At 60.8% G+C, this 20,865-nt stretch carries 16 protein-coding genes; 2 read left to right on the top strand and 14 right to left on the bottom strand.

The features are described from left to right. Nucleotides 1–35: 35 nt before the first annotated feature. The 10 genes from AC0IYN_RS15750 to hmpA form a co-directional block, all read right to left on the bottom strand. Complete coding sequence (locus AC0IYN_RS15750; RefSeq protein WP_458375882.1) at nt 36–1,235, bottom strand: MFS transporter; 1,200 nt, start codon at nt 1,233–1,235, stop codon at nt 36–38. A 173-nt stretch (nt 1,236–1,408) separates the two neighbouring features. Then, on the bottom strand, nt 1,409–2,101 hold the full coding sequence (locus AC0IYN_RS15745) for a helix-turn-helix transcriptional regulator (protein ID WP_406598396.1): 693 nt from the start codon (nt 2,099–2,101) through the stop codon (nt 1,409–1,411). Between the two features lie 142 nt (nt 2,102–2,243). Beyond that, on the bottom strand, nt 2,244–3,335 hold the full coding sequence (gene ptaA, locus AC0IYN_RS15740) for a pyoverdine biosynthesis transaminase PtaA (RefSeq protein WP_457248381.1): 1,092 nt from the start codon (nt 3,333–3,335) through the stop codon (nt 2,244–2,246). Nucleotides 3,336–3,479: 144 nt separating this feature from the next. Then, nucleotides 3,480–4,367 carry a heme o synthase gene (gene cyoE / locus AC0IYN_RS15735; RefSeq protein ID WP_003194050.1) on the bottom strand — a complete coding sequence of 296 codons (888 nt, stop codon included), beginning with the start codon at nt 4,365–4,367 and terminating at the stop codon, nt 3,480–3,482. A gap of 11 nt (nt 4,368–4,378) precedes the next feature. Next, nucleotides 4,379–4,720: a cytochrome o ubiquinol oxidase subunit IV gene (gene cyoD, locus AC0IYN_RS15730; protein WP_010206434.1), complete on the bottom strand. Its 342-nt coding sequence runs from the start codon at nt 4,718–4,720 to the stop codon at nt 4,379–4,381. After that, nucleotides 4,720–5,346 carry a cytochrome o ubiquinol oxidase subunit III gene (locus AC0IYN_RS15725; RefSeq protein WP_010206435.1) on the bottom strand — a complete coding sequence of 209 codons (627 nt, stop codon included), beginning with the start codon at nt 5,344–5,346 and terminating at the stop codon, nt 4,720–4,722. Before AC0IYN_RS15725 ends, cyoD begins: the two co-directional genes overlap by 1 nt. A 3-nt stretch (nt 5,347–5,349) precedes the next feature. Next, nucleotides 5,350–7,368: a cytochrome o ubiquinol oxidase subunit I gene (gene cyoB / locus AC0IYN_RS15720; RefSeq protein ID WP_016979642.1), complete on the bottom strand. Its 2,019-nt coding sequence runs from the start codon at nt 7,366–7,368 to the stop codon at nt 5,350–5,352. Nucleotides 7,369–7,371: 3 nt separating this feature from the next. Beyond that, nucleotides 7,372–8,313, bottom strand: a complete 942-nt coding sequence (gene cyoA, locus AC0IYN_RS15715) for a ubiquinol oxidase subunit II (protein ID WP_135289859.1) — start codon at nt 8,311–8,313, stop codon at nt 7,372–7,374. 792 nt (nt 8,314–9,105) lie between these two features. Then, nucleotides 9,106–9,612 (bottom strand): disulfide bond formation protein B, encoded by a 507-nt coding sequence (locus AC0IYN_RS15710; RefSeq protein ID WP_406598398.1) that lies wholly within the window; start codon nt 9,610–9,612, stop codon nt 9,106–9,108. Between the two features lie 223 nt (nt 9,613–9,835). Further along, complete coding sequence (hmpA, locus tag AC0IYN_RS15705) at nt 9,836–11,017, bottom strand: NO-inducible flavohemoprotein (RefSeq protein WP_406598399.1); 1,182 nt, start codon at nt 11,015–11,017, stop codon at nt 9,836–9,838. A gap of 148 nt (nt 11,018–11,165) precedes the next feature. On the opposite strand from hmpA, the gene norR reads away from it, so the two are divergent. Beyond that, nucleotides 11,166–12,689, top strand: coding sequence for a nitric oxide reductase transcriptional regulator NorR (norR, locus tag AC0IYN_RS15700; protein ID WP_406598400.1), 1,524 nt, complete (start codon nt 11,166–11,168; stop codon nt 12,687–12,689). Between the two features lie 40 nt (nt 12,690–12,729). Here the strand turns inward: norR and AC0IYN_RS15695 are convergent, their stop codons facing one another. After that, nucleotides 12,730–13,632 carry a DMT family transporter gene (locus AC0IYN_RS15695; protein ID WP_406598401.1) on the bottom strand — a complete coding sequence of 301 codons (903 nt, stop codon included), beginning with the start codon at nt 13,630–13,632 and terminating at the stop codon, nt 12,730–12,732. A gap of 137 nt (nt 13,633–13,769) precedes the next feature. On the opposite strand from AC0IYN_RS15695, the gene AC0IYN_RS15690 reads away from it, so the two are divergent. Beyond that, nucleotides 13,770–14,645: a helix-turn-helix domain-containing protein gene (locus AC0IYN_RS15690; RefSeq protein ID WP_471842249.1), complete on the top strand. Its 876-nt coding sequence runs from the start codon at nt 13,770–13,772 to the stop codon at nt 14,643–14,645. Here AC0IYN_RS15690 and AC0IYN_RS15685 read toward each other — a convergent pair. The 3 genes from AC0IYN_RS15685 to AC0IYN_RS15675 form a co-directional block, all read right to left on the bottom strand. Further along, a complete protein-coding gene (locus AC0IYN_RS15685; protein ID WP_457238750.1) occupies nt 14,642–17,143 on the bottom strand; it encodes a LuxR C-terminal-related transcriptional regulator in 2,502 nt (833 codons plus the stop codon). The two genes, AC0IYN_RS15690 and AC0IYN_RS15685, sit on opposite strands and share 4 nt — an antisense overlap. 258 nt (nt 17,144–17,401) lie before the next feature. Then, on the bottom strand, nt 17,402–18,760 hold the full coding sequence (locus AC0IYN_RS15680; RefSeq protein WP_406598403.1) for a DUF1329 domain-containing protein: 1,359 nt from the start codon (nt 18,758–18,760) through the stop codon (nt 17,402–17,404). 26 nt (nt 18,761–18,786) lie between these two features. Beyond that, entirely contained in the window at nt 18,787–20,577 is a 1,791-nt protein-coding gene (locus AC0IYN_RS15675; RefSeq protein ID WP_099492602.1) for a DUF1302 domain-containing protein, read from the bottom strand. Between the last annotated feature and the right edge of the window lie 288 nt (nt 20,578–20,865).

Below are 20,865 nucleotides of genomic sequence, written 5' to 3'. Positions count from 1 at the left end.
AGGCGCCCGCACACTGCGGTGCGCCTCGTTCCCCCTCAGGCTTGCTTGTTCCATAGGACCGTCGACGTTTTCATCACACCGACGGCGACGGCAAACAGCAGCAAGATAAACCCTGCCAACAACCATGGCGACGGCAAGGACGGCCGGGACACCAGCATGAACGCCAGCGCCGGCGCGATCATGACGCCGATATTGACCCCTGCCGAGTAGTAGCCAAGATTGCGGTCTACCGTGCCACGGCTGGAAATACTACTGATGTAATGAGTAATGCCGGGGAACACGATCATCTCGCCAAGGCTCCACAACACCGTGGCCACCATCAACAATGCCCCCACCTGCCCGAATCCCATCAGGAAGAAGCCGACGCCCGCCAGCAAGAACCCTGCGACCAGCGAGCGGCTACTGGACACCTGCGCCATACGCAGGTTGATCGGCACTTCGAACACAATCACTAACAGCGCATTGATAAAGAAAATGACGCCCACGTAGTACGTAGGCAGCGAGGTGTAATGGATGATGAATGCCGACAGAAACGTAGGAGGCAACGCGTAAGCCACATGCACCGGCAGTGCCGCCAGCAATATCACCAGCAGGCGTGAGCGTTCATGGGGCGCCACCTCGGGCAACCCCTCACCTTTGCCGGCGACAGGCAAACCCGACGTCGTGGGTGTTGCTCGCCCGAACACCAGGCACGCACCGAGGGCCAAGAGCGACAAGGCCGCGTTGATGTAGAACACCGCATCGGCATTGCGCAGGAACACCAGGCTTCCCAGCAAGGGCCCGATGGCCATACCGATATTGATCGCCAGGCGGTTACAGGAAAACGCTACTTTGCGAGCATCCAGCGAACTGTGAGCCACTGTTTCGGAGTAGGTCGCGGGCGTAAACGCTTCGTAACAGGCGCCCCAAAGAAAAGACAGCAGCAAGAGTGCAAGTGTGTTGCCCACCGAAGGGATGATCAGCAGCAGTAACGCATTGAACAGCAGTGAAGCCAGGATCACCCGATGCGCCGAGAAACGCTTGATGACCGCACCAATGACCAGGTCGGTGCACAACGCTCCAGCACCGTACAGCCCCACCAGCAGCCCGGCAGTGCTCGACGATACGGCGTGTTGCTGGATCAGGTACGCCGCGTAGAAGGGAAACGCAAGGGTCCCCATACGGAACACCAAGGTGATCATGAACAGTGACTGCAGCCGAGTGTTCAGGCTGCGCAAGGCTCGGTAAGTGCCCATCATCGGGACACCTTGCAACCGGTTTCGCAACGTTTCATGGAACCGCTCCCTCGCCATGACGATGCCGGCTCATCCGGCACCAAACTCAATAGCGGGAAACGTAATGCACCTCTGGCCGGCCAACAAGCTGCCCATATGGACAGGTAGACAGCCGCCCCAGACCCACTCTGGGCTTATGACGGGGAACGTATGTAGCCCAGTTCCAAGGCCTTGCGAACCGCTGACTTGCCGTTGGTGACGTCCAGCTTGGCGAAAATGTTCGTCATGTGAAACTTGACCGTGTGGGACGTCATGCTGGTCAGGAGCGCCACTTCGTTGTAGGTCTTGCCCAGGCTCGACCAGGACAAGACTTCAGTCTCCCGGGGAGTCAGCACGTTAGGCGGCTCGACGGGCGGGCGGTTTTCCAGTGCCTCGTCATAGACCGAAACCAACAACATTTGCAGCTCACTCTGGTTCGCCAGCACTGTCTCGCGAAACTGCTGGCCTTCCCCGAAGCTGCAAAGATTAAGCACCGAATAAAACCCCTGATTGCCATGCACGATAAAACTGGCGCCTTCGCCCACCGGCTTGCACGGGCCCGGCACAGGCACCGCATCGGCGGCAGGTTTGAGCAGGTTTTCGTCACTCCAGAAAAACGGCTTGATGCGTTTGCGAGTGAGAGATACCAGCCGGTCGCGCCGATAAAAATCATCAGCCGTGTCGGACTGCTCCAAGGCTTCGGGGTAGTTGGAAATGATCTCTGCTTCATCCAGCGTCGGCCCGCACTGGTAGACCTCGAAATGTCCCAGCCCGCGCCGGCTCAGCTCGACGTCGAGTAATTGCCGCACGGAGTCGGGCGCATCGTTGGGTAGGGGATCGCGTCGCATAGGTATCGTCCTTGATCGTTGACTACGGAATGAGGCCGGCGACGTGAGCTGAAGGCTTCTATCCCGAAGCGCTTGAGACAACGTCGACTCATCGCGTAAAAAATACGCTGTAAAGGACGAGAATGAAACAGGCCTCAGGGGCTTAAATGTTCACGACCTGCTGCGCGAACACCTCGCGAAAACGCTGCATTTCCTGCTTGTTACCCACCGTCACCCGAACCCACTGCGGCCAGTTTTTAAACACACGGCCGATCAGCACGCCTTGGGCTGCCAGTTTCTCGATCACCTGCTCGGCCGGTTGCTTCACGTCGATCATGAAACAGTTGGCCTGTGACGCCGTGCAGGTGAAGCCACGCCCCTGCAGCCAGGCCACGGTCTCATCGCGCAGCTGTTTATTGAGCGCCTTGCGTTGTGGCAACAGCTTCACGTCCTCCAAGCTGGCCAGGCCGCCGAGCAAGGTGGTGCCGGCCGGCACGTTGTCGCCGCCAAATACGGCGAGGCGTTCCAGCAACGCCGGGTGGCCGATCGCCAGGCCCAGGCGGGCGCCGGCCAGGCCGTAGATTTTCGAGAAGGTGCGCAACACCAGCAGGTCGTCGTGATCCTTGACCCAGCTGACGACGCTGGGCACGTCGGCGAAGTCGATGTAGGCCTCGTCCACCACCAGCACACTGCCTTGGGGTTTGTTCGCCAGGGCATGGCGGATCGCATCAATCGGGGTGACGGTGCCAGTGGGATTGTTGGGGTTGCACAGGTAGAACATGCCGGCCTGGGGATCGGCGGCGAGCATGGCAGGGATGTCGTGGGCGTGGTCGGCGTCGAGGCTGACTTCCTTTACCGGCGCCTTGTTCGATTCGGCGGCCTGGCGCGGCACTTCGTAGGACGGCGTGGGCATTACCAGGCCACGGGTCTCGCTGGTAAACGCCAGTACTGCGTAACGCAGGGCGGCCATGGAGCCTGCAAACACGGCCACCTGTTCCTCGGCAATGCCTTGCTGCTGGGCAAATAACCCGGCCAGCGCGTACATGTGTTTGTAAGGGTAACGCCCGGACGTGGCGATTCCCTGCTGCATTGCCTCACGGGCGGCCCGTGAGGGCCCGTAGGGGCTTTCGTTGTAGTTGAGCAGCACCTTGTCAGGTTGGGTCGGCGGCGGGCTGGCAACGGCCCAATCGAGGCGCCCCAGCAATGGCAGGGCTGCGCCCAGGGCGAGAAGGGACCGGCGACTGACGCTGACCATAGAGCTACTCCTTGTAGACGGGTAATGGATTCGCACAACGCGTACAGAGGGGTATGACGAGAAAAACAGCCGCAGATTTAAAACCGCGCCCAAGAAAAAGCCCCGCGCTTCTCTCGAAGGCGGGGCTTTTCACTGCAGGACCACTCAGTGAGCGTAGGTCAGCAACAGCTCTTTCGGCACTTGGAAATCCAGGGACATCATCACGCTGAGCGCGGTGATGGTGAAGATCGAGAACACGAACAGCTTGCGCGCCCAAACGGTGTCGTCCACCGCCTTGTAGCCGGTCCAGGCCATGTACAACCAGTACATGCCCATGGCGGCTGCGACGGCGAGGTAGCTCATGCCGGCGTAGCCACTGAAGGTCAACATCAAGGTCGCCACGAGGAAGGCCAGGATGTACAGCAGGATGTGTTTCTTGGCGACCTGGATGCCACGCTTGACCGGCAGAACCGGAATCGAAGCAGCCAGGTAGTCATTGAAGCGGAAAATCGCGATGGCGTACGAGTGCGGCATCTGCCACAGGCTGAACATCACCAGTAGCGTCAGCGCGGCCATGTCGAAGCTATTGGTCACAGCCACATAACCAATCACCGGCGGCATCGCCCCCGACAGACTGCCGACCAGCGTGCCGTGAACCGACTTGCGCTTGAGGTACAGGCTATAGAGGCCGACGTAGATGACAAAGCCGATCACGGCAAACAGCGCCGCCAGCGGGTTGGCCACCTTGTACAACAACGCCACACCGGCAACACCGAGGACGGTCGCATAGATCAGTGCCAGTTTCAGGGAAATGAGGCCCTGGACCAGCACGCGATTCTTGGTGCGCTCCATCTTGATATCGATGTCACGGTCGATGCAGTTGTTGAACACACATCCGGAAGCTACCACCAGGGAAGTGCCGATCATTGCAGCCAGGAAGATGGCCAGATCGACATGTCCCTTGGAGGCCAGGAAGAAACCGCCCGCCACAGAAAGCACGTTACCGAAAATGATCCCCGGTTTGGTGATTTGGATAAAGTGCTTAAGCGACATCGGGTCTTACCTCACTTCGCCATCATGAACGTATGGATGCTGAACATGATCCATATCGACAGACCAACCAGCAGCAGGATCACCAAGCCCGCGAACACGAACGCAATCACGTTATCGCGCTGCTCTTTGGAGCGATCCAGGTGCAGGAAGTACACCAGGTGAACCAGAACCTGAATCACCGCGAATGCCAGCACGATCATCAAGGTGATCGACTTAGGCAGGGTCGGGTACATCACCAGACCGAACGGGATGAGCGTCAGGATTACCGACAGGATGAAGCCGATGGCGTACGACTTAACGCTGCCGTGGCTTGCATCATGGCTGTCATGGTCATGGGAGTGTGCATTAGCCATTACAGAGTCCCCATCAGGTAAACAACGGTGAAGACGCAGATCCAGACCACGTCCAGGAAGTGCCAGAACAGGCTCAGGCAGCTCAGGCGAGTCTTGTTGGTGTTGGTCAGGCCGTGTTTATTGACCTGATACATCATCACCGCCATCCACAGCAGGCCAGCCGTTACGTGCAGACCGTGGGTGCCTACCAGCGTGAAGAACGCGGACAGGAAGCCGGAACGGTGCGGGCCGTAGCCTTCGGAGATCAGCAGGTGGAACTCGTTGATCTCCATGCCGATGAAGCCCAGGCCGAACAGGAAGGTCAGTGCCAACCAGCTCAGTACGCCTTTCTTGTTGCCCTTGTAGAAGGCCAACATGGCGAAGCCGTAGGTGATCGAACTGAACAACAGCAAGGCGGTTTCGCCGAGCACGTAAGGCAGTTCGAAGATGTCGTGGCCCGACGGGCCACCCGCTACGTTGTTTACCAGTACCGCGTACACCGCGAAGATCGACGCAAACAAGATGCAGTCGGTCATCAGGTAGAGCCAGAAACCGAAAACGGTCATCGGCCCCGAGTCGTGGTGATGGTCATCGTGCCCATGGTCATCGACATGGGCGTGTCCAGCATTGGTCACTAAGTTCGACATGGTTTAAGCCTGTTCCAACGAGGTTTCTACACGGTTGGCCGGGATTTTCTTCTCGGCGACCAGGCGAGCGTGTTGCTCGGCTTCGATGCGTTCGATCGTCTCGACCGGCACCATGTAGCCTTGATCATCACGTGCAGCGTGGACAATGAAGTAGCCGATGGTGCCCACCAGGCTCGCGATTGCCAGCCACCAGATGTGCCAGATCATCGCGAAACCGAACACGGTCAACAGCGCGCCCATCACCACGCCAGTGGCGGTGTTGTTCGGCATGTGGATCGGCTCGTAGTGCTTAGGACGCTGGTACGCAGTACCGTCTTCCTTGGCTTCGGTGAACGCATCAATGGTGTTCGCAGTAGGGATCACGGCGAAGTTGTAGAACGGTGGTGGCGACGAAGTCGACCATTCCAGGGTGTGGCCATTCCATGGGTCACCGGAGTCGCAAGCGTTCTGCTTACGGTCACGGACACTCACGTACAGCTGGATCAGCTGGCAGGCAATACCCACAGCGATCATCACCGCACCGAACATGGCGACGTACAGGTACGGCACCCACTCAGGGTTGGTAGTAGCGTTCAGACGACGGGTCATGCCCATGAAGCCCAGAGCGTAGAGCGGCATGAACGCGACGAAGAAGCCCGAGATCCAGAACCAGAATGCAGCCTTGCCCCAACCTTCGTGCAGCTTGAAGCCGAACGCTTTCGGGAAGTAGAAGCTGAAACCAGCGATGTAACCGAATACAGCACCACCGATGATCACGTTGTGGAAGTGAGCGATCACGAACAGGCTGTTGTGCAGTACGAAGTCAGCACCCGGGATGGCCAGCAGTACGCCAGTCATGCCGCCGATGGCGAAGGTCACCATGAAGCCCAGGGTCCACAGGACCTGGCTGGTCATGCGCAGACGACCGTGGTAGATGGTGAACAGCCAGTTGAATAGCTTCACCCCCGTCGGGATGGAAATCAGCATCGTCGCCAGGCCGAAGAAGGCGTTGACGCTGGCCCCCGAACCCATGGTGAAGAAGTGGTGCAGCCACACCATGAAGCCCAGTACCGAGATTGCGCCCGATGCGTAAACCATCGAGTGGTGACCGAACAGGCGCTTGCCGGTAAAGGTCGAGATCACTTCGGAGAAGATACCGAACGCTGGCAGGATCAGGATGTACACCTCAGGGTGACCCCATGCCCAGAACAGGTTCACGTACATCATTGGATTGCCACCAAGCTCGTTGGTGAAAATGTGGAAATCCAGGTAACGGTCAAGCGACAGCAGCGCCATGGTAGCGGCCAGGATCGGGAACGAAGCCACGATCAGGACGTTGGCCCAGGTGCAGGTCCAGGTGAAGATCGGCATGTCCATCAGTTTCATGCCAGGGGCGCGCATTTTCAGGACGGTGGCCAGGAAGTTGACCCCCGTCAATGTCGTCCCGAGTCCTGATAACTGTAGCGCCCAGATGTAGTAGTCCACACCCACGCCAGGGCTGTATTGCAGGCCCGACAATGGCGGATACGCAACCCAACCGGTCTTGGCGAATTCGCCGACGCCCAGGGACACGTTGATCAGCACCACGCCGGAAACCAGCAGCCAGAAGCTCAGGGAGTTCAGGAACGGGTAGGCAACGTCACGCGCGCCAATCTGCAGCGGCAAGGCAAGGTTCATCAGGCCGGTGAAGAATGGCATCGCCATGAAGATGATCATGATCACACCGTGAGCGGTGAAGATCTGGTCATAGTGTTCAGGTGGCAGGTAGCCAGGCGAACCCTCGGTGGCCATGGCCAACTGGGTACGCATCATGATGGCGTCGGCAAAACCACGCAGCAGCATGACCATGGCAACGATGACGTACATGACGCCGATTTTCTTGTGGTCGACCGACGTCAGCCACTCGGTCCACAGGTAGGTCCACTTCTTGAAGTAAGTGATACCTGCAAACAGTGCCAGACCACCCAGCGCGATCATGGCGATGGTCACCATTACGATCGGCTCGTGGAACGGGACCGCATCCCAACTTAATTTACCAAACATCGTTTACTCCTCTGCCCCAGCAGTTGAATGCGAGCCCGTGTCAGAACCTTCAACCGCGGCCACTTCTTTCTTCTCGTGCTTGACCGGCTTGCCTGGCTTCATACCTTCGTACTTGTCGACGATTTTCTGAAACAGGTTCGGCTCATACGTGGAGTACAGGGCGACTGGGTTGTTTTGGCTTGGTTTGGTCAGGGCGTCGTATTCAGCTTGATCAAGCTGTTTAGGTGCGGCCTTGACTTCGGCTACCCAGGCGTTGAAATCTTCCTGGCTCGTCGAGATCGCTTTGAATTTCATGCCGGTGAAGCCAGCGCCGCTGTAGTTCGCGGAGATGCCTTCCATTTCAGCTTTTTCGTTGGCGATCAGGTGCAGGCGGGTCTGCATGCCTGCCATCGCGTAGATCTGGCCGCCCAGGGCTGGGATGAAGAACGAGTTCATCACGGCGTCGGAGGTGATCCGGAAGTTAAGCGGAGTGTTCTCTGGGAACTGGATTTCGTTGACGGTGGCGATACCCAGGTCCGGGTAGATGAACAGCCACTTCCAGTCCAGCGCGACCACTTCGATGTTGATCGGCTTGACGTCGGATTCCAGCGGACGGTACGGGTCCAGCTCGTGGGTCGACTTATAGGTGATGTAACCCAGGGCGATGATGATGAGGATCGGGACCAGCCACACCGCGATTTCGATCTTGGTGGAGTGCGACCACTTCGGCGCGTAGGTCGCGCTGGTGTTCGACGCGCGGTATTTCCAGGCGAAGGCGAAGGTCATGATGATCACAGGGACCACGACCAGCAGCATCAGCAGGGTGGCGGTGATGATCAGGTTTCGTTGATCCAGACCGATCTGTCCTTTCGGGTCCATCAAGGTCCACTTGCAGCCTCCCAGCATTAACATCATGCCAAGCAGCGGCAAAAAGCCTAGTAATCGGGGGTACCTGTTTTTACTCATCTCACGACCTCTAAAGCAGCTTGCGCAATGCAGTTGGGTTTTGATCGCCAACACTTCACCCTGCCAAGGGTTGGCATTTCTCTTCGATTGAATAAGAGCCTGCCCATCACGCCATAAGGTGGCGTTTCACGGACCTGCGGTGAGTTCTTATTCGATTTCGTGGTTAAAGGCCTTGTTACAGACCAATTCCATTTGGTGCGGATAGTTGAAAGGCTGCCGGAACCTTGGGGTCGCACAGAGCCATCCATCTGCCCCTCGACCGCTCCAGTGCTCAAATATTGAACAGCACCGGACATTCAGTGCGGGCGATTGTAGTTAGCTAGCGATGTATAAACCATGTCTTATAAAGAAATAATTTTTATCGATTACAGCAATAATCCTTCACCATTATTGCAACGGTTCGCGATCTTATCGCGTTCGATTCTCAACAAAAACCACAAAAATTGCCGTGTTATAGGGCAATCCACCGCAGTCCTTACAGCCTGTAAGGGCATGCCAAACCGATGCAACCCCCCATAAAACAAGGCATTCGGACATCACAGAATCGCTGGCGCGGCGCGAGGTTCACAGACTCGCCAGAACCACGAACTGACAGCACATCTTGGTCATCCGATGCAAATTTAAGCGGCCGTTAGGCGGGTCGGAAACGTCCTGCGCCGGCTTCCGTGTGACAACATGTCGCACGCTGCGCGCACCCAAAATTGCCCCGCGTCACGTTCCGTTCACAAATCCCTACAAGCAAAAACGCCCCGGCCTTCATTCAGGAAGGACCGGGGCGTTTGCGCGATCGGCTCAGCCTTGGCGCTGGCGATTGCGGTAAATGCCCAGCGGCACCAGGATCACCGTCAGCACGAAGGCAACCAGCGCCCACTGTGCCAGGGACAGGCCGAGTACGGGCGGGTACGGGGTGCTGCAGAAGCCATCGACCTGGAAGCCCAGGGGAAACACCTTGGCCAGCGGCAGGTCATCGACGATCGGTTGCAGCACATCGATGCCGCAGCTGACTTGGGGGAAGAACTGGGTGTAAACATGATGGCCGGCAGCAGCCACCCCGCCGAGGGCGCTGAGGATCACCAGGCCTTCAAACAGCGTGAGCGCGCCCTTGGTGCGCATGGCCGCGCCGATGAACGCGAAGATCGCGATCAGCAACAAAGCGTAGCGTTGCAGGATGCACAGCGGGCATGGCGCCTCGCCCAGCACCACCTGCATGTACAGCGCACCGCCAATCAGCGCCAGGCAGATGATGCCCAGCAACACCAGAAAGCGCCGCTCCCTGCCTAAACGCAATTCGTCACTCATCTCCGTTTCCCTTTGTTTGGTTGTGCCAATGGCCGCAAGTTTACACACAGGGGATGGTTTAAACAGAGGGGGGTTAACGGGGGATTAATCGTGGGAAATGTTGTGACTGTATGGACGCCATCCCTGTAGGAGCCGGCTTGCCGGCGATGCAGGCGACTCGGCACATCAGGTGTACCCAGCGGATGCCATCGCTGGCAAGCCAGCTCCTACCTACTTGAGGGTGTTATTCCAAGGCAGCAGCCGGGCCAAAGAACTCGTAGCGGCTTTGTTCCTCGGGTACGCCCAGGGCCTTGAGGTGGCGTTTGATCGCAGCCATGAAGCTTTTAGGGCCGAGGAAGTAGGCATCGATGTCGCGCTGCTCAGGCAACCAGGCGGCCAGTTGGTCCTGGCTCAGCAGGCCGACCTTGTCCGCTGCCGGGCTTACGCCGTCGTCTTCGGCGTAGCAGTAGTAGCGCTTGAGCTGCGGATGCTTGGCCGCCAGGGTGTCTACCCAGTCGCGGAACGCATGTACCCCGCCGTTGCGTGCGCAATGGATGAAGTGCACGGGGCGCTGGGTAGCCAGCGCGGCTTCGAGCATTGGCAAAGTCGGCGTGATGCCTACGCCGCCACTGATCAGCACCAACGGTTTATCGCTGGCCGCCAGGGTGAATTCGCCCGACGGTGGGAACAGGTCGATGGTCGCGCCGACATGCATCTGGTCGTGCAAATAGTTGGACACTCGCCCACCGGCCTCGCGCTTGACGCTGATGCGGTACAGGCCCGAATCGGTAAGCGCCGACAGGGAATAGTTGCGGCGCACTTCCTCGCCCTCCAGCACCAGTTTCATGCCGATGTATTGGCCTGGCGCGGCGTTGAGGATCGGGCCATTGTCCACCGGGGCGAAGTAGAACGAGATGATCTCGTCGCTCTCCTCCACACGCTTGACCAGCAGGAACGGCCGCGCACCGCGCCAGCCACCGGGCGCCTGGGCTTTCTCTTCATAGATCGCCGCCTCGGCGCCGATCAGGATGTCTGCCAGCTGGCCGTACGCCGCGCCCCAGGCGCTCATCACTTCTGGGGTGGCGATTTCGCTGCCCAGCACTTCGGAAATCGCCCGCAGCAGGCAAGCACCCACGATCGGGTAATGCTCCGGCAGGATCTGCAGGGCCACGTGCTTGTTGATGATCTTGGCCACCAGGTCGCCCAGCTGGTCCAACTGGTCGATATGCCGCGCGTACATCAGCACACCATTGGCCAGCGCACGGGGCTGGTCGCCGCTGGCCTGGTGGGCCTGGTTGAACAGCGGGCGAACCTCTGGGTATTCCGAGAGCATCATGCGATAGAAGTGGGTGATCAGCGCTTCACCGCCGCTTTCCAGCAGGGGCACGGTGGATTTGACGATGGCACGGTCTTGGGCACTAAGCATGGGGAGCCTCCTGGGCTTCTTCACTGATTACCCTTGAATACTCAGTATTCGTGCCAACTAATAAATCGTTTATTTTCAATGAGTTAAATTAAATGTAGTCAGTATGACTTCCTGCACCTTATAGTCACAAAGACTACAAGGAGTCATTATGACTGCACAATCACTGCTCACCACCCTGCTGCCCCTGGTCGCCGACCTGTCCCGCGAGCTGCCTGAAGGCGAGCGGTACCGCCGCCTGCTGCAAGCCATGCGCGCCCTGCTGCCCTGCGATGCCGCCGCGCTGCTGCGCCTGGACGGTGAGTGGCTGGTGCCGCTCGCCGTGGACGGTTTGAGCGCAGACACCTTGGGCCGGCGCTTCAAGGTCAGCGAACATCCGCGCTTTGCCGTGTTGCTGAGCAGCCCCGGCCCCACACGCTTTGACAGTGACAGCGAATTGCCCGACCCCTACGACGGCCTGGTCGATGGCCTGCACGGGCACCTGGAAGTCCACGATTGCATGGGTTGCCCGTTGTTCGTCGACGATCAGCCCTGGGGCCTGCTGACCCTTGACGCCCTCGACACCGAGCGCTTCGAACGCGTGGAACTGGACGCCCTGCAAGCCTTCGCCAGCCTCGCCGCCGCCACCGTCAACGTCGCCGAACGTATCGAACGCCTGACCCTGCGCGCCGAAATCTATCGCGAGGCCAGCGGCCAGCAGCACAAGGAGATGATCGGCCAGAGCAAACCCCACAAGCGCCTGGTGGAAGAGATCAAACTGGTAGGCGGCAGCGACCTCACCGTACTGATCACCGGCGAAACCGGAGTGGGCAAAGAGCTGGTCGCACAGGCCATTCATGCCGCTTCGGCCCGTGCGGATAAACCATTGATCAGCCTCAACTGCGCCGCCCTGCCGGAAACCCTGGTGGAAAGCGAGCTGTTCGGCCACGTGCGCGGGGCCTTTACCGGCGCGTTGAACGAACGTCGCGGCAAGTTCGAACTGGCCAATGGCGGCACGCTGTTTCTCGATGAAGTGGGCGAACTGTCGCTGACCGTGCAGGCCAAGCTGCTGCGAGTACTGCAAAGCGGTCAATTGCAACGCCTGGGCTCGGACAAGGAACACCAGGTGGACGTGCGTCTGATCGCCGCCACCAACCGCGACCTCGCCGACGAAGTGCGCAATGGTCGCTACCGCGCCGACTTCTACCACCGCCTCAGCGTGTACCCGCTGCAAGTGCCGGCGCTGCGTGAGCGCGGGCGCGATGTGTTGCTGCTGGCCGGCTTCTTTCTCGAACAGAACCGCTCACGCATGGGCCTGGGCAGCCTGCGCCTGACCAGCGAAGCCCAGGCAGCGCTGCTGGCCTATAACTGGCCGGGCAATGTGCGGGAGCTGGAACATTTGATCGGACGCAGCGCACTCAAAGCCCTGGGAAACTGTCGCGAACGTCCGAAGATTCTGAGCCTGAACGCCCAGGACCTGGACCTGCCCGATGTCAGCGCGCCGGTGATTGACGAACCGGTCGATGCGGTGCCCAGCGTGACCGGCGACCTGCGCCAGGCCACCGAACACTATCAACGCCAGATCATCAGCGCCTGCCTGGAACGCCACCAGCACAACTGGGCCAGCGCCGCCCGCGAACTCGGGCTGGACCGCGCCAACCTAGGCCGCATGGCCAAGCGCCTCGGACTGAAGTAGTAAGATCAGCCCAATCGAAATGTGGGAGCTGGCTCCCACACTAGACAGCCTTCGCGTTGAAAACCGGGCTCGTAACCTTAGGCTTACGAAACACCAACACATTCCCTAACATCACCAACACCAACCCCGCCAGCGCCGGTGCAGTCCACTGGTACCCTTCGGCAAACGCCGAGACGTTCAGCGCTACAACCGGGAACAGCACCGTGCAATACGCCGCCCGCTCCGGCCCCATGCGCCCGACGAGCGTCAGGTACGCGGTAAAGCCAATCACCGACCCCGGAATCACCAGGTACCACAGCGCGCCGAGGTAGCGCGCGCTCCAGTCCATCTCAAACGGAATACCGCGCACCAGGCAGTAAGTCGCCAGCATCAACGCCCCATACAACATGCCCCAGGCATTGGTGGTGAGCGGCTTGAGCCCGGCCTTCTGCTGCAGGCTCGAGAGCATATTGCCGGCCGAGAAACACATAGTCCCCAGCAATGCCAAACCCAAGCCGAGCAGGGTCTGCGGACTGGCGGTGTGCCCGGCCAGCTCCGGCCAGAACAGTAGGCCCAAGCCCGCCAAGCCCAGGCCGCCGCCCATCAACACATTGCGTGCCACGCGCTGGCCGAAAAACACCCGGGCGTTCAGCGCGTTCCACAAAGTCGCCGTGGAAAACACCACTGCCACAAGGCCGCTGGGGATCCACTGGCTCGCCGTAAGAAAGCACATGAAGTTGACGCAGAACAGGCACACGCCCTGGGCCAGGCAGATCAGGTGCCCGCGTCGGTTCATCACCTGCAACTTGCGGCTGAGCAGCAACAGCACAAACAGCACCAGCGCCGCCAGGCCGAAGCGATAGACGATGGACACAGGAATCGCCACCACGCCCAATTGCCACTTGAGGGCAATCCAGGTGGTGCCCCAGATCAGCACAGTGAGTAAATACAAGGAAAGGTTCATAGCGGGCTCCATCGATTGAGCCACAGTGTGCCTCCCAACCCAGGGCGCGCTCTTGCACAATCTTGCGCTTTTGTCGGGTGGTGGGCTCACAGCGCCAGCCGCGGGGAGTAGGATGCAAGCGTCGGAGAGTACGAACCATGCCTGATCTGGAATCCCTGCAAGTCTTCCAAGCCCTTAACCGCTCGCCCAACGCACGCCTTGAAGCCTGTGCCGAGCTCGGTGACGGCTTGTCTGCGGCCTTGTGGAGCAACCACCACGACTCGCAGGACTACCAGGCGCCGACACACCACACTTTGTCGTGCTACATCGGCGGCGGCACCGGCACGTTTCGGCGCGACCAGCCCGGCACTAAGGGCGGACCCGACAAGCTGTGCATCCTGCCAGCCGAGCATCAGTCGGCGTGGGTGATCAACGGCGAGATCCGCCTGGCCCACGTGTATTTCAGCCCGGAGCAATTTGCCCTGGGTTGCGTCACCCTGCTCGACCGCGAACCGCGCACTCTGCAATTGCGCGAAAGCACCTTCCTGGAAGACGCCCGCCAGGCCCGGCGCTTTCACCAGTTGATCGCGCTGAACTGGCACGAACCCGCCGAGCGCCTGCTGACCAGCAGCCTGGCCCATGAAATGCTCAGCCATACCTTGCTCAGCCAAGTCGGTGCCCGCGAAGGACTGCGCCTCAAAGGCGGGCTGGCGGCGCACCAGCGGCGGCTGTTGGTGGAGTACATCGACCAGCACCTGGAAGACCCGATCAGCCTGGGTCAACTGGCCGGGATGTGTGCGCTGTCGGAATACCATTTCGCGCGGATGTTCCGCCAAAGCTTCGGCCTGCCGCCCCATCAGTACTTGCTGGCACGCCGCCTTACCCGCGCCCAAGCCCTGTTGCGCAGGGGTGCCCTGCCCTTGAATGAGATCGCCCTGATGTGCGGTTTCTCCAGCGCCAGCCACTTCACCCATCGCTTCCGCCAAGCCACGGGCGCGACACCCGGCGAGTATCGCCAGGCGTTCTGCGCTTAAGTCATCAGCCCCAGGGTCTTGGCCTTGGCCACCGCTTGCGTGCGTCGCTCCACGCCCAGCTTGCTGTGGATGCGCCGCGCGTGGGTCTTGACCGTGTGCAGGGAGATAAACAGGCGGTCGGCAATTTCCAGGTTGGAGTTGCCGAGGGCGATCAACTGCAGCACTTCCAGCTCGCGCTGGCTCAGGGGGTTCTCCACGGTGCCTGGCGTGGACGCCTGGGGCTCCATGCCCAGTTCACTCAGCAACCCCGGCGAGCGCAACCGCAACTCGCGGATCGCCTGTTGCACCTGGCAGCGCGCTGCCAGCTCCAGCCCCGTTTGCAACGAACGACGCGCCAGAACAGGGTCGCCGACTTGCCAGGCGACCTCACCGAGGACCAAGTGCAGCTCGGTTTCCAGGCAGAGCATGCCGCGCTGGTGGGTGGTTTCCAGCAAGGCCGTGAGCCGGGCCACGGGTTGATCGGCGCAGCCCAGTTTCACCTCCGCCAGCACCAGCAGGTATTCCAGGCGTGGGATCAGCTCCAGGGTGGCCGGTGGCGCCTGCTTGGCCTGGGGCCCGCGGAAGTGGCGAAGCACACGCCGCACTGCTTCTACCGTCAGTTCGGCGCGGCCCTGCTGCAGCCAGAAGTGCCCGCTGACCAGCAGCAACACCGCGCGGTACACGGTGTCGGGCACTTGGCGTTGCTGCATCAAGCGTTCGGCCTCGCGCAATTGCACAAAGGCCTGGGCGTAATCACCCCGGTTGGCGGCCAGTAGCGCCAGGCCGAGAAACCCGTAGAGCACGCGTTTGTCCTGGCTGTGCAGGCACAGGGTCAAGCCGGTCTCGAAGCAGTCGGCGGCCAGGTTGTCTTGCCCCTGGCGCAACGCCAGATGCCCGCGCCGCAAGGCAATGCGCCCGACCAACGGCCCAGCCGTGAGCCGCTGCTTGAGCAGCATCGCCTGCACGTTTTCCAGCAGGCTTTGCGCCCGATAAGGGGCGCCGCGCTGTTCCAGCAATTGCGCATGGTCCAGTTCAAGCAACGCCTCCAGCAGCAGCGAGCCATGGGCCCGCGCCAGGCACAACGCTTCACGGCTCAGGGCCTGGGCAACATCCAGCTCGCCGCGCAGCAAGGCTTGCTGAGTCAGGCCGGACAGGCACATCAGCCGCGAGGTCCAGGCGCTGTCGGGCAAGGCGTGCAGTGCTTCAAGGAAATGTTCGCGAGAACGCTCGGCATCGCCGCCCAGGTGCAGCAGCCAGCCCCACTGTGCCTGCCAGCGCGCCAGCAGGTAGCGCTGCTGCGCCGCCGTCGGTTGCGGGGCAAACCGCGCCAGTTGGTCGATGCATTGCGCGGCCTGGTCGAAGCGCCCGGCGAACAGCAACGCCGCCGTCACCAGCCCCACCAGTTGCGCCGAACCGAGCATCAATTCATCGCCATGCTGATCATGCAGGCGCAACAGCAGCACCGCATTCTGCTGGCGGAACAGGTCCTCGAAACTGAAATGCTGCAACAGGCTCACGGCCACTTCATATTCTTCGGCCAGCAACGCGTGCTCAAACGCGGCCTGCCAGTCCTGTTCGGTGGTGAACCATTGGCAGGCCCGTCGGTGCCACGAGCGCCTGGCCGGCCAGGGTTCATCCCGCAGCAATCGGCCCAGTGGCGCAAAGACCTGCAGCCAGTCGGTGTCCTCCCAGGGCTGGATGAACGCGCCAAGGGCCTGCAGATCGCGCAGGTACTGGTCACCGTCGCCAAAACCGAACAGGTGCTCGCACAGCCCTGGGTTGAAGCGCGGCAGGTGGGCCAGCACGCGCCAGGCTTCGGCCAATTCGGGGGGCAAGGTGCTGAACAGCTCGTGCTGCAAGTAATCGAGCAAGGTCTTTTCCGGGTGGGCATCGCCGAGCAAGGCAATGCGCACACCCGCGCACCAGCCGGCACTGAACTGCAACACGCTGTCGACGGTTTGCCCCGGCGCGTGGATGAGCAGTTGCTGGATCTCGGCCGGGGTGAACGCCAGGTCGGCGCCGCACTCCAGCAGTTCATCGTCCAGCAGCAACCGAGGCCAATTGCACAAGGGGCGCCGCCGCGCGCCGAGCCACCAGGTCAATGCCGGGCTGCCAAGGGTGAGCAGGCGGTCAAGCAAGGCATCGGTGTCGGGCGTGGGCAAGCGGCAGAAGTCATCGATAAACAACCACGCCGGGGCCTGCCAGCGCGCAAGGTCCGCCAGCAGTGTTGCTTCGTCGGTGAACGCCAGGCCAAGGCTCTGCGCCAGACGCTGGCAGAAATCGCTCGGGCTCAGGGCCGCACCATTGAGCGGCAACCAGTACACCTGGCACCCCGCTGGCGCCTGCAACGCGCATTCGGCCAGCAACGCACTCTTGCCGCTGCCACCCGGCGCGCAGAGCAACTTGACCCTGGCCGGCGCCGCCAGCAAAGGCTCGGCCAGGCGTGGGCGCAGCAGATGGTGGGCGGACAGCCGAGGCATGAATCCAGGACGGTCCAGGCAGCGTGTCATGGCGGTCATTGCTGCATCCTGCGTTCTTATTGTTATGCAACCTGACGCCTACCCTAGTCCTGTGGTCGGCGGTTGTTGAAGAAGTATTCAGCGGGGTGATTGATGGGCATAAAATTCAAGGCATTCACACCCCAATGTGGGAGCGGGCTTGCCCGCGAAAGCGGTGGATCAGTCTAGGCATTCCGTGACTGATACGCCGCATTCGCGAGCAAGCCCGCTCCCACAGTGGAGTTGCATTTCATATCGGGATTGCATTTCACATCGGGGTCAGCGCACGCCTTCTGCCCTCAACGCAGCCGGCGTGTAGTCCGCCGCCTTGGCATTGAAACCGAACACAAAACTGCTCTTCTCCTCGTTCTTCATGCCCAGCGCGATGTAGCGCCCGGCGATGATGTCGTACAGGGTTTCCACGGTATAAGCCGGGGTCTGGTGGTTGTAGTAGAACTGCGCATGCCCCTCCGCCACCCGCCACAGTTGGCCACGGCCATCGTAGTGGTCCACCAGCGCCACCTGCCAGCTGTCTTCGTCGATGTACATGTGGCGCTTGGCGTAGATATGCCGCTCGCTCGGTTTGACCGTGCCCACCACTTCCCACACGCGGTGCAGCTCATAGCGGGTCAGGTCCTGGTTGATGTGGCCGGCCTTGATGATGTCGTCGTACTTGAGCGTCGGCTGGTCGAGCTTGTAGCTGTTGTAGGGAATGTACATTTCCTTCTTGCCCACCAGCTTCCAGTCGTAACGGTCCGGAGCGCCGGAGAACATGTCGAAGTTGTCGGACGTGCGCAAGCCATCGGACGCGGTACCCGGCCCGTCATACGCCACCTGCGGCGCCCGGCGTACACGGCGCTGCCCGGCGTTGTAGATCCACGCCAGGCGCGGCTCCTTTACCTGGTCGAGGGTTTCATGCACCAGCAGCACGTTGCCGGCCAAACGCGCCGGTGCGGTCACCGACTGCTTGAAGAAGGTCAGCACGTTGGCCGCCTTGGCCGGGTCCATGTCGGGGATCAGTTGCGGCACGGCCACTTCCTCCTCGAAGCGGATCGGCGTGTAGCTGCCGTTGGTCTGCGGAGTGGCCTGGGTGATGATGCGGCGCAGGTTGCCGCCGTGATAACGGGTGATGTGGTTCCACAGCACCTCCACGCCATTTTTCGGAATCGGGAACGCGTAGTAGCGGTTGCCGGTGAAGTTTTCCAGGCCGTTGCCGTCGTTGATCGGCTTGACGTTCAGTGCACTGCGCTTGATCGATTCGTAGATCTCCGGCGGCAGGTTGACCGTACGGTGGGTCGGGTACACCGGGATCTTGTAGGTCTCGGGGTAACGCTTGAACATCGCCACCTGGCCATCGGAGAGTTTGTCCTTGTACTTGTCGACGGTGGCGGCGGTGATCACGAACAGCGGTTTTTCACTGGCGAACGGGTCAGCCAGGAAGCCCTTGCTGTCCACCGCGCCGGCGTTCTTCGGGATGCCGCCGGTCCAGGCCGGAATCGAACCGTCGGCGTTGCCGGCTTTTTCGGCGCCTACCGGGGTCAGCGTGGTGCCGAGCTTGGCAGCCTCGTCCGGTGACACGGCAGCCATTACGTTGACCGCCAACAGGCTGAGGGCCATTACCGCAAATATCTTACGCATAGAGTCTTGTCCTTCTTTAAGCCAGATCAGAAGTTCACGCCGAAGCTGAGGGCGAGGAAGTCGCGGTCGGTCAGGGTGTTGTAGTCGCCGCCAAAAAAATCGGTGTAGCTGAGACTGGCGGTGTAGGTGTTGCGGTAGTCCGCATCGACACCCGCGCTGATGGCCTTGGCGCCCTTGTTGAACAGGCCGTTGGGGCCGTAGCCGGCGACGTCATGGGACCAGGACAGGTTGGGCTTGAGGTTGATCCCGGCAATCACGTTGTTGTAGTCGAGGATCGCGCGCGCGCGGTAGCCCCAGGAGGTGGAGGTGACGAAACCGTCGGTGTCACCCTGGAAACCATAGGCGCCATACACCGAGTCGCGGCCGTAGCGCAGTTTGGATTTATCCTCCAGGCCGGCGACGTGCACGATCGCCGCTTCACCCACCAGTGTCAGGCGCTCGGCGCCCAGGACCTGGTCGAAGAACTGGGTCATGGAGCTTTGGATCTGGGTGATTTCTTTACGGCGATAGCCTTTGTTGTCGTCGCCGAAGTTGCTGCGGATGGGTGAGGCCAGTTGGCCGGCGACGGGGTTGATCAGGGCCAGGGTCAAATCGGTGGTATTGAGTTGCACCGGGGCATTGGGCCGGTAGCTGATCTCACCGGTCCACGCGGTGCCGGTGGGCAAGGTGGTGGAGAAGCTGGCACCGAACAGGCGGATATCTTCCGGGTAGTCGAGGTAATACTGGCCGCGACCGAGCATCAGGCTTTGCACCAGGCCCGCGCCGGAGCCCGGCGCCAGGCCGTTGGCGGTACCGGCGATCGCGCCGAGCGTGGCCAGGCTGGTGTTGTTGGTGATGGTGCCCACCGTCGGCGTGCGGCTGTGGTAGTTCATGAAGTACAGGCCGTACTCGGTGTCGTCCCCCAACCAGCGCAACGCGGCGCCGAACTGACCGGAATCACGCGCGTCGCGGTCGCCGGCGCGGCGTACGATCACCCCTTCATTGGTCACGCCAAACCCTTGGCCGAATGCCGCCGCCACCGGTTGCAAGGGGGCAATCGCCGGGTTGCCCACGGTGTAGTTATTGGTGCACCCGTCCGCCGCCACATCGCCGCCGAAGAAGGTGCCGCAGTTATCCAGCACCGTCTGGTCCCATTCCAACTGGTAGAAACCTTCTACGGTCAGTTGGTTGGTGAGGCTCTGGGACGCGAACAGCATGTTGACCGGGATCAGCCCTTCCTTGATCTCGGCACCCGGACGGCGGAACGCAGACACGTCGATCGGGTTGATGCTGTTGATGGAGTTACCAATGAAGGTACTTTCGCCCCAGCTCACGACCTGCTTGCCCGCACGCACAGTGCCCGGCAGATCCCCCAGCGAGTAGTTGTGGTACACGAATGCATCGAGGATCTGCGCACCGCTGGATTTGGCGCCTTCCTTGCGGTTGTGGTCGCTGATCGGTTTGAACTCGCGGTCTTCGTCCTTCAGTTCGAAGTCGTACCAGTACTTGCCCCGCACGAACACGCCCGTGTCGCCGTACTTCAGCTCAAGGTCGTGCAGCCCCTTGAAGATCTTGGAGAAGGTCTCGCCCTTTTTGAAGTTCAAGCGCCCGTCATCACCAGTAGACGCCTGGCCGGTACCGCCGTTGACGGTGCCCACCAGCTTCTTGTCGGCATCGCGCATGCCCCAGCTCGCGCCCACCGACAGCGAGGAATCGAATTGCCCTTCGATCTCACCAATGTTGAATGAAACAGCCTGTGCCTGGGCACAGCATCCCAACGCAACTGCAGCGGCCAGCGCCTGTGGCCTGAAGATGGCGCGCATTGTTGTTCTTGTCATGCGTCTTCCCCGGTGAGTGACAGAAGGCCCCACCCTACTGCCGCCCATCAGGAGCGATAAGCGCACCAAGGAGGGATTCGTGTTGTCGCTCGAAAGGATGACAAGCCGCTCTGGCCGGGGTCTGGACGCAGGCATGCATCGGGTGGATGGTGGGTTATCAGGAGAATGGATAGCGGGCCAGGCCACTGTTGCTGATTCGGCAACAGTCCTTGTCATGAATCGGCATTACTCATCTTGTTACAAGCAGCTATTCTTACCGGGCTTTCAGGGCAAACGGCCCGCTTCCCC

This window comes from Pseudomonas sp. AC112, from assembly GCF_979253545.1.
The sequence above is the reverse complement of the archived record's forward strand: the minus strand, read 5'-3'. Positions and strand labels throughout refer to the sequence as shown.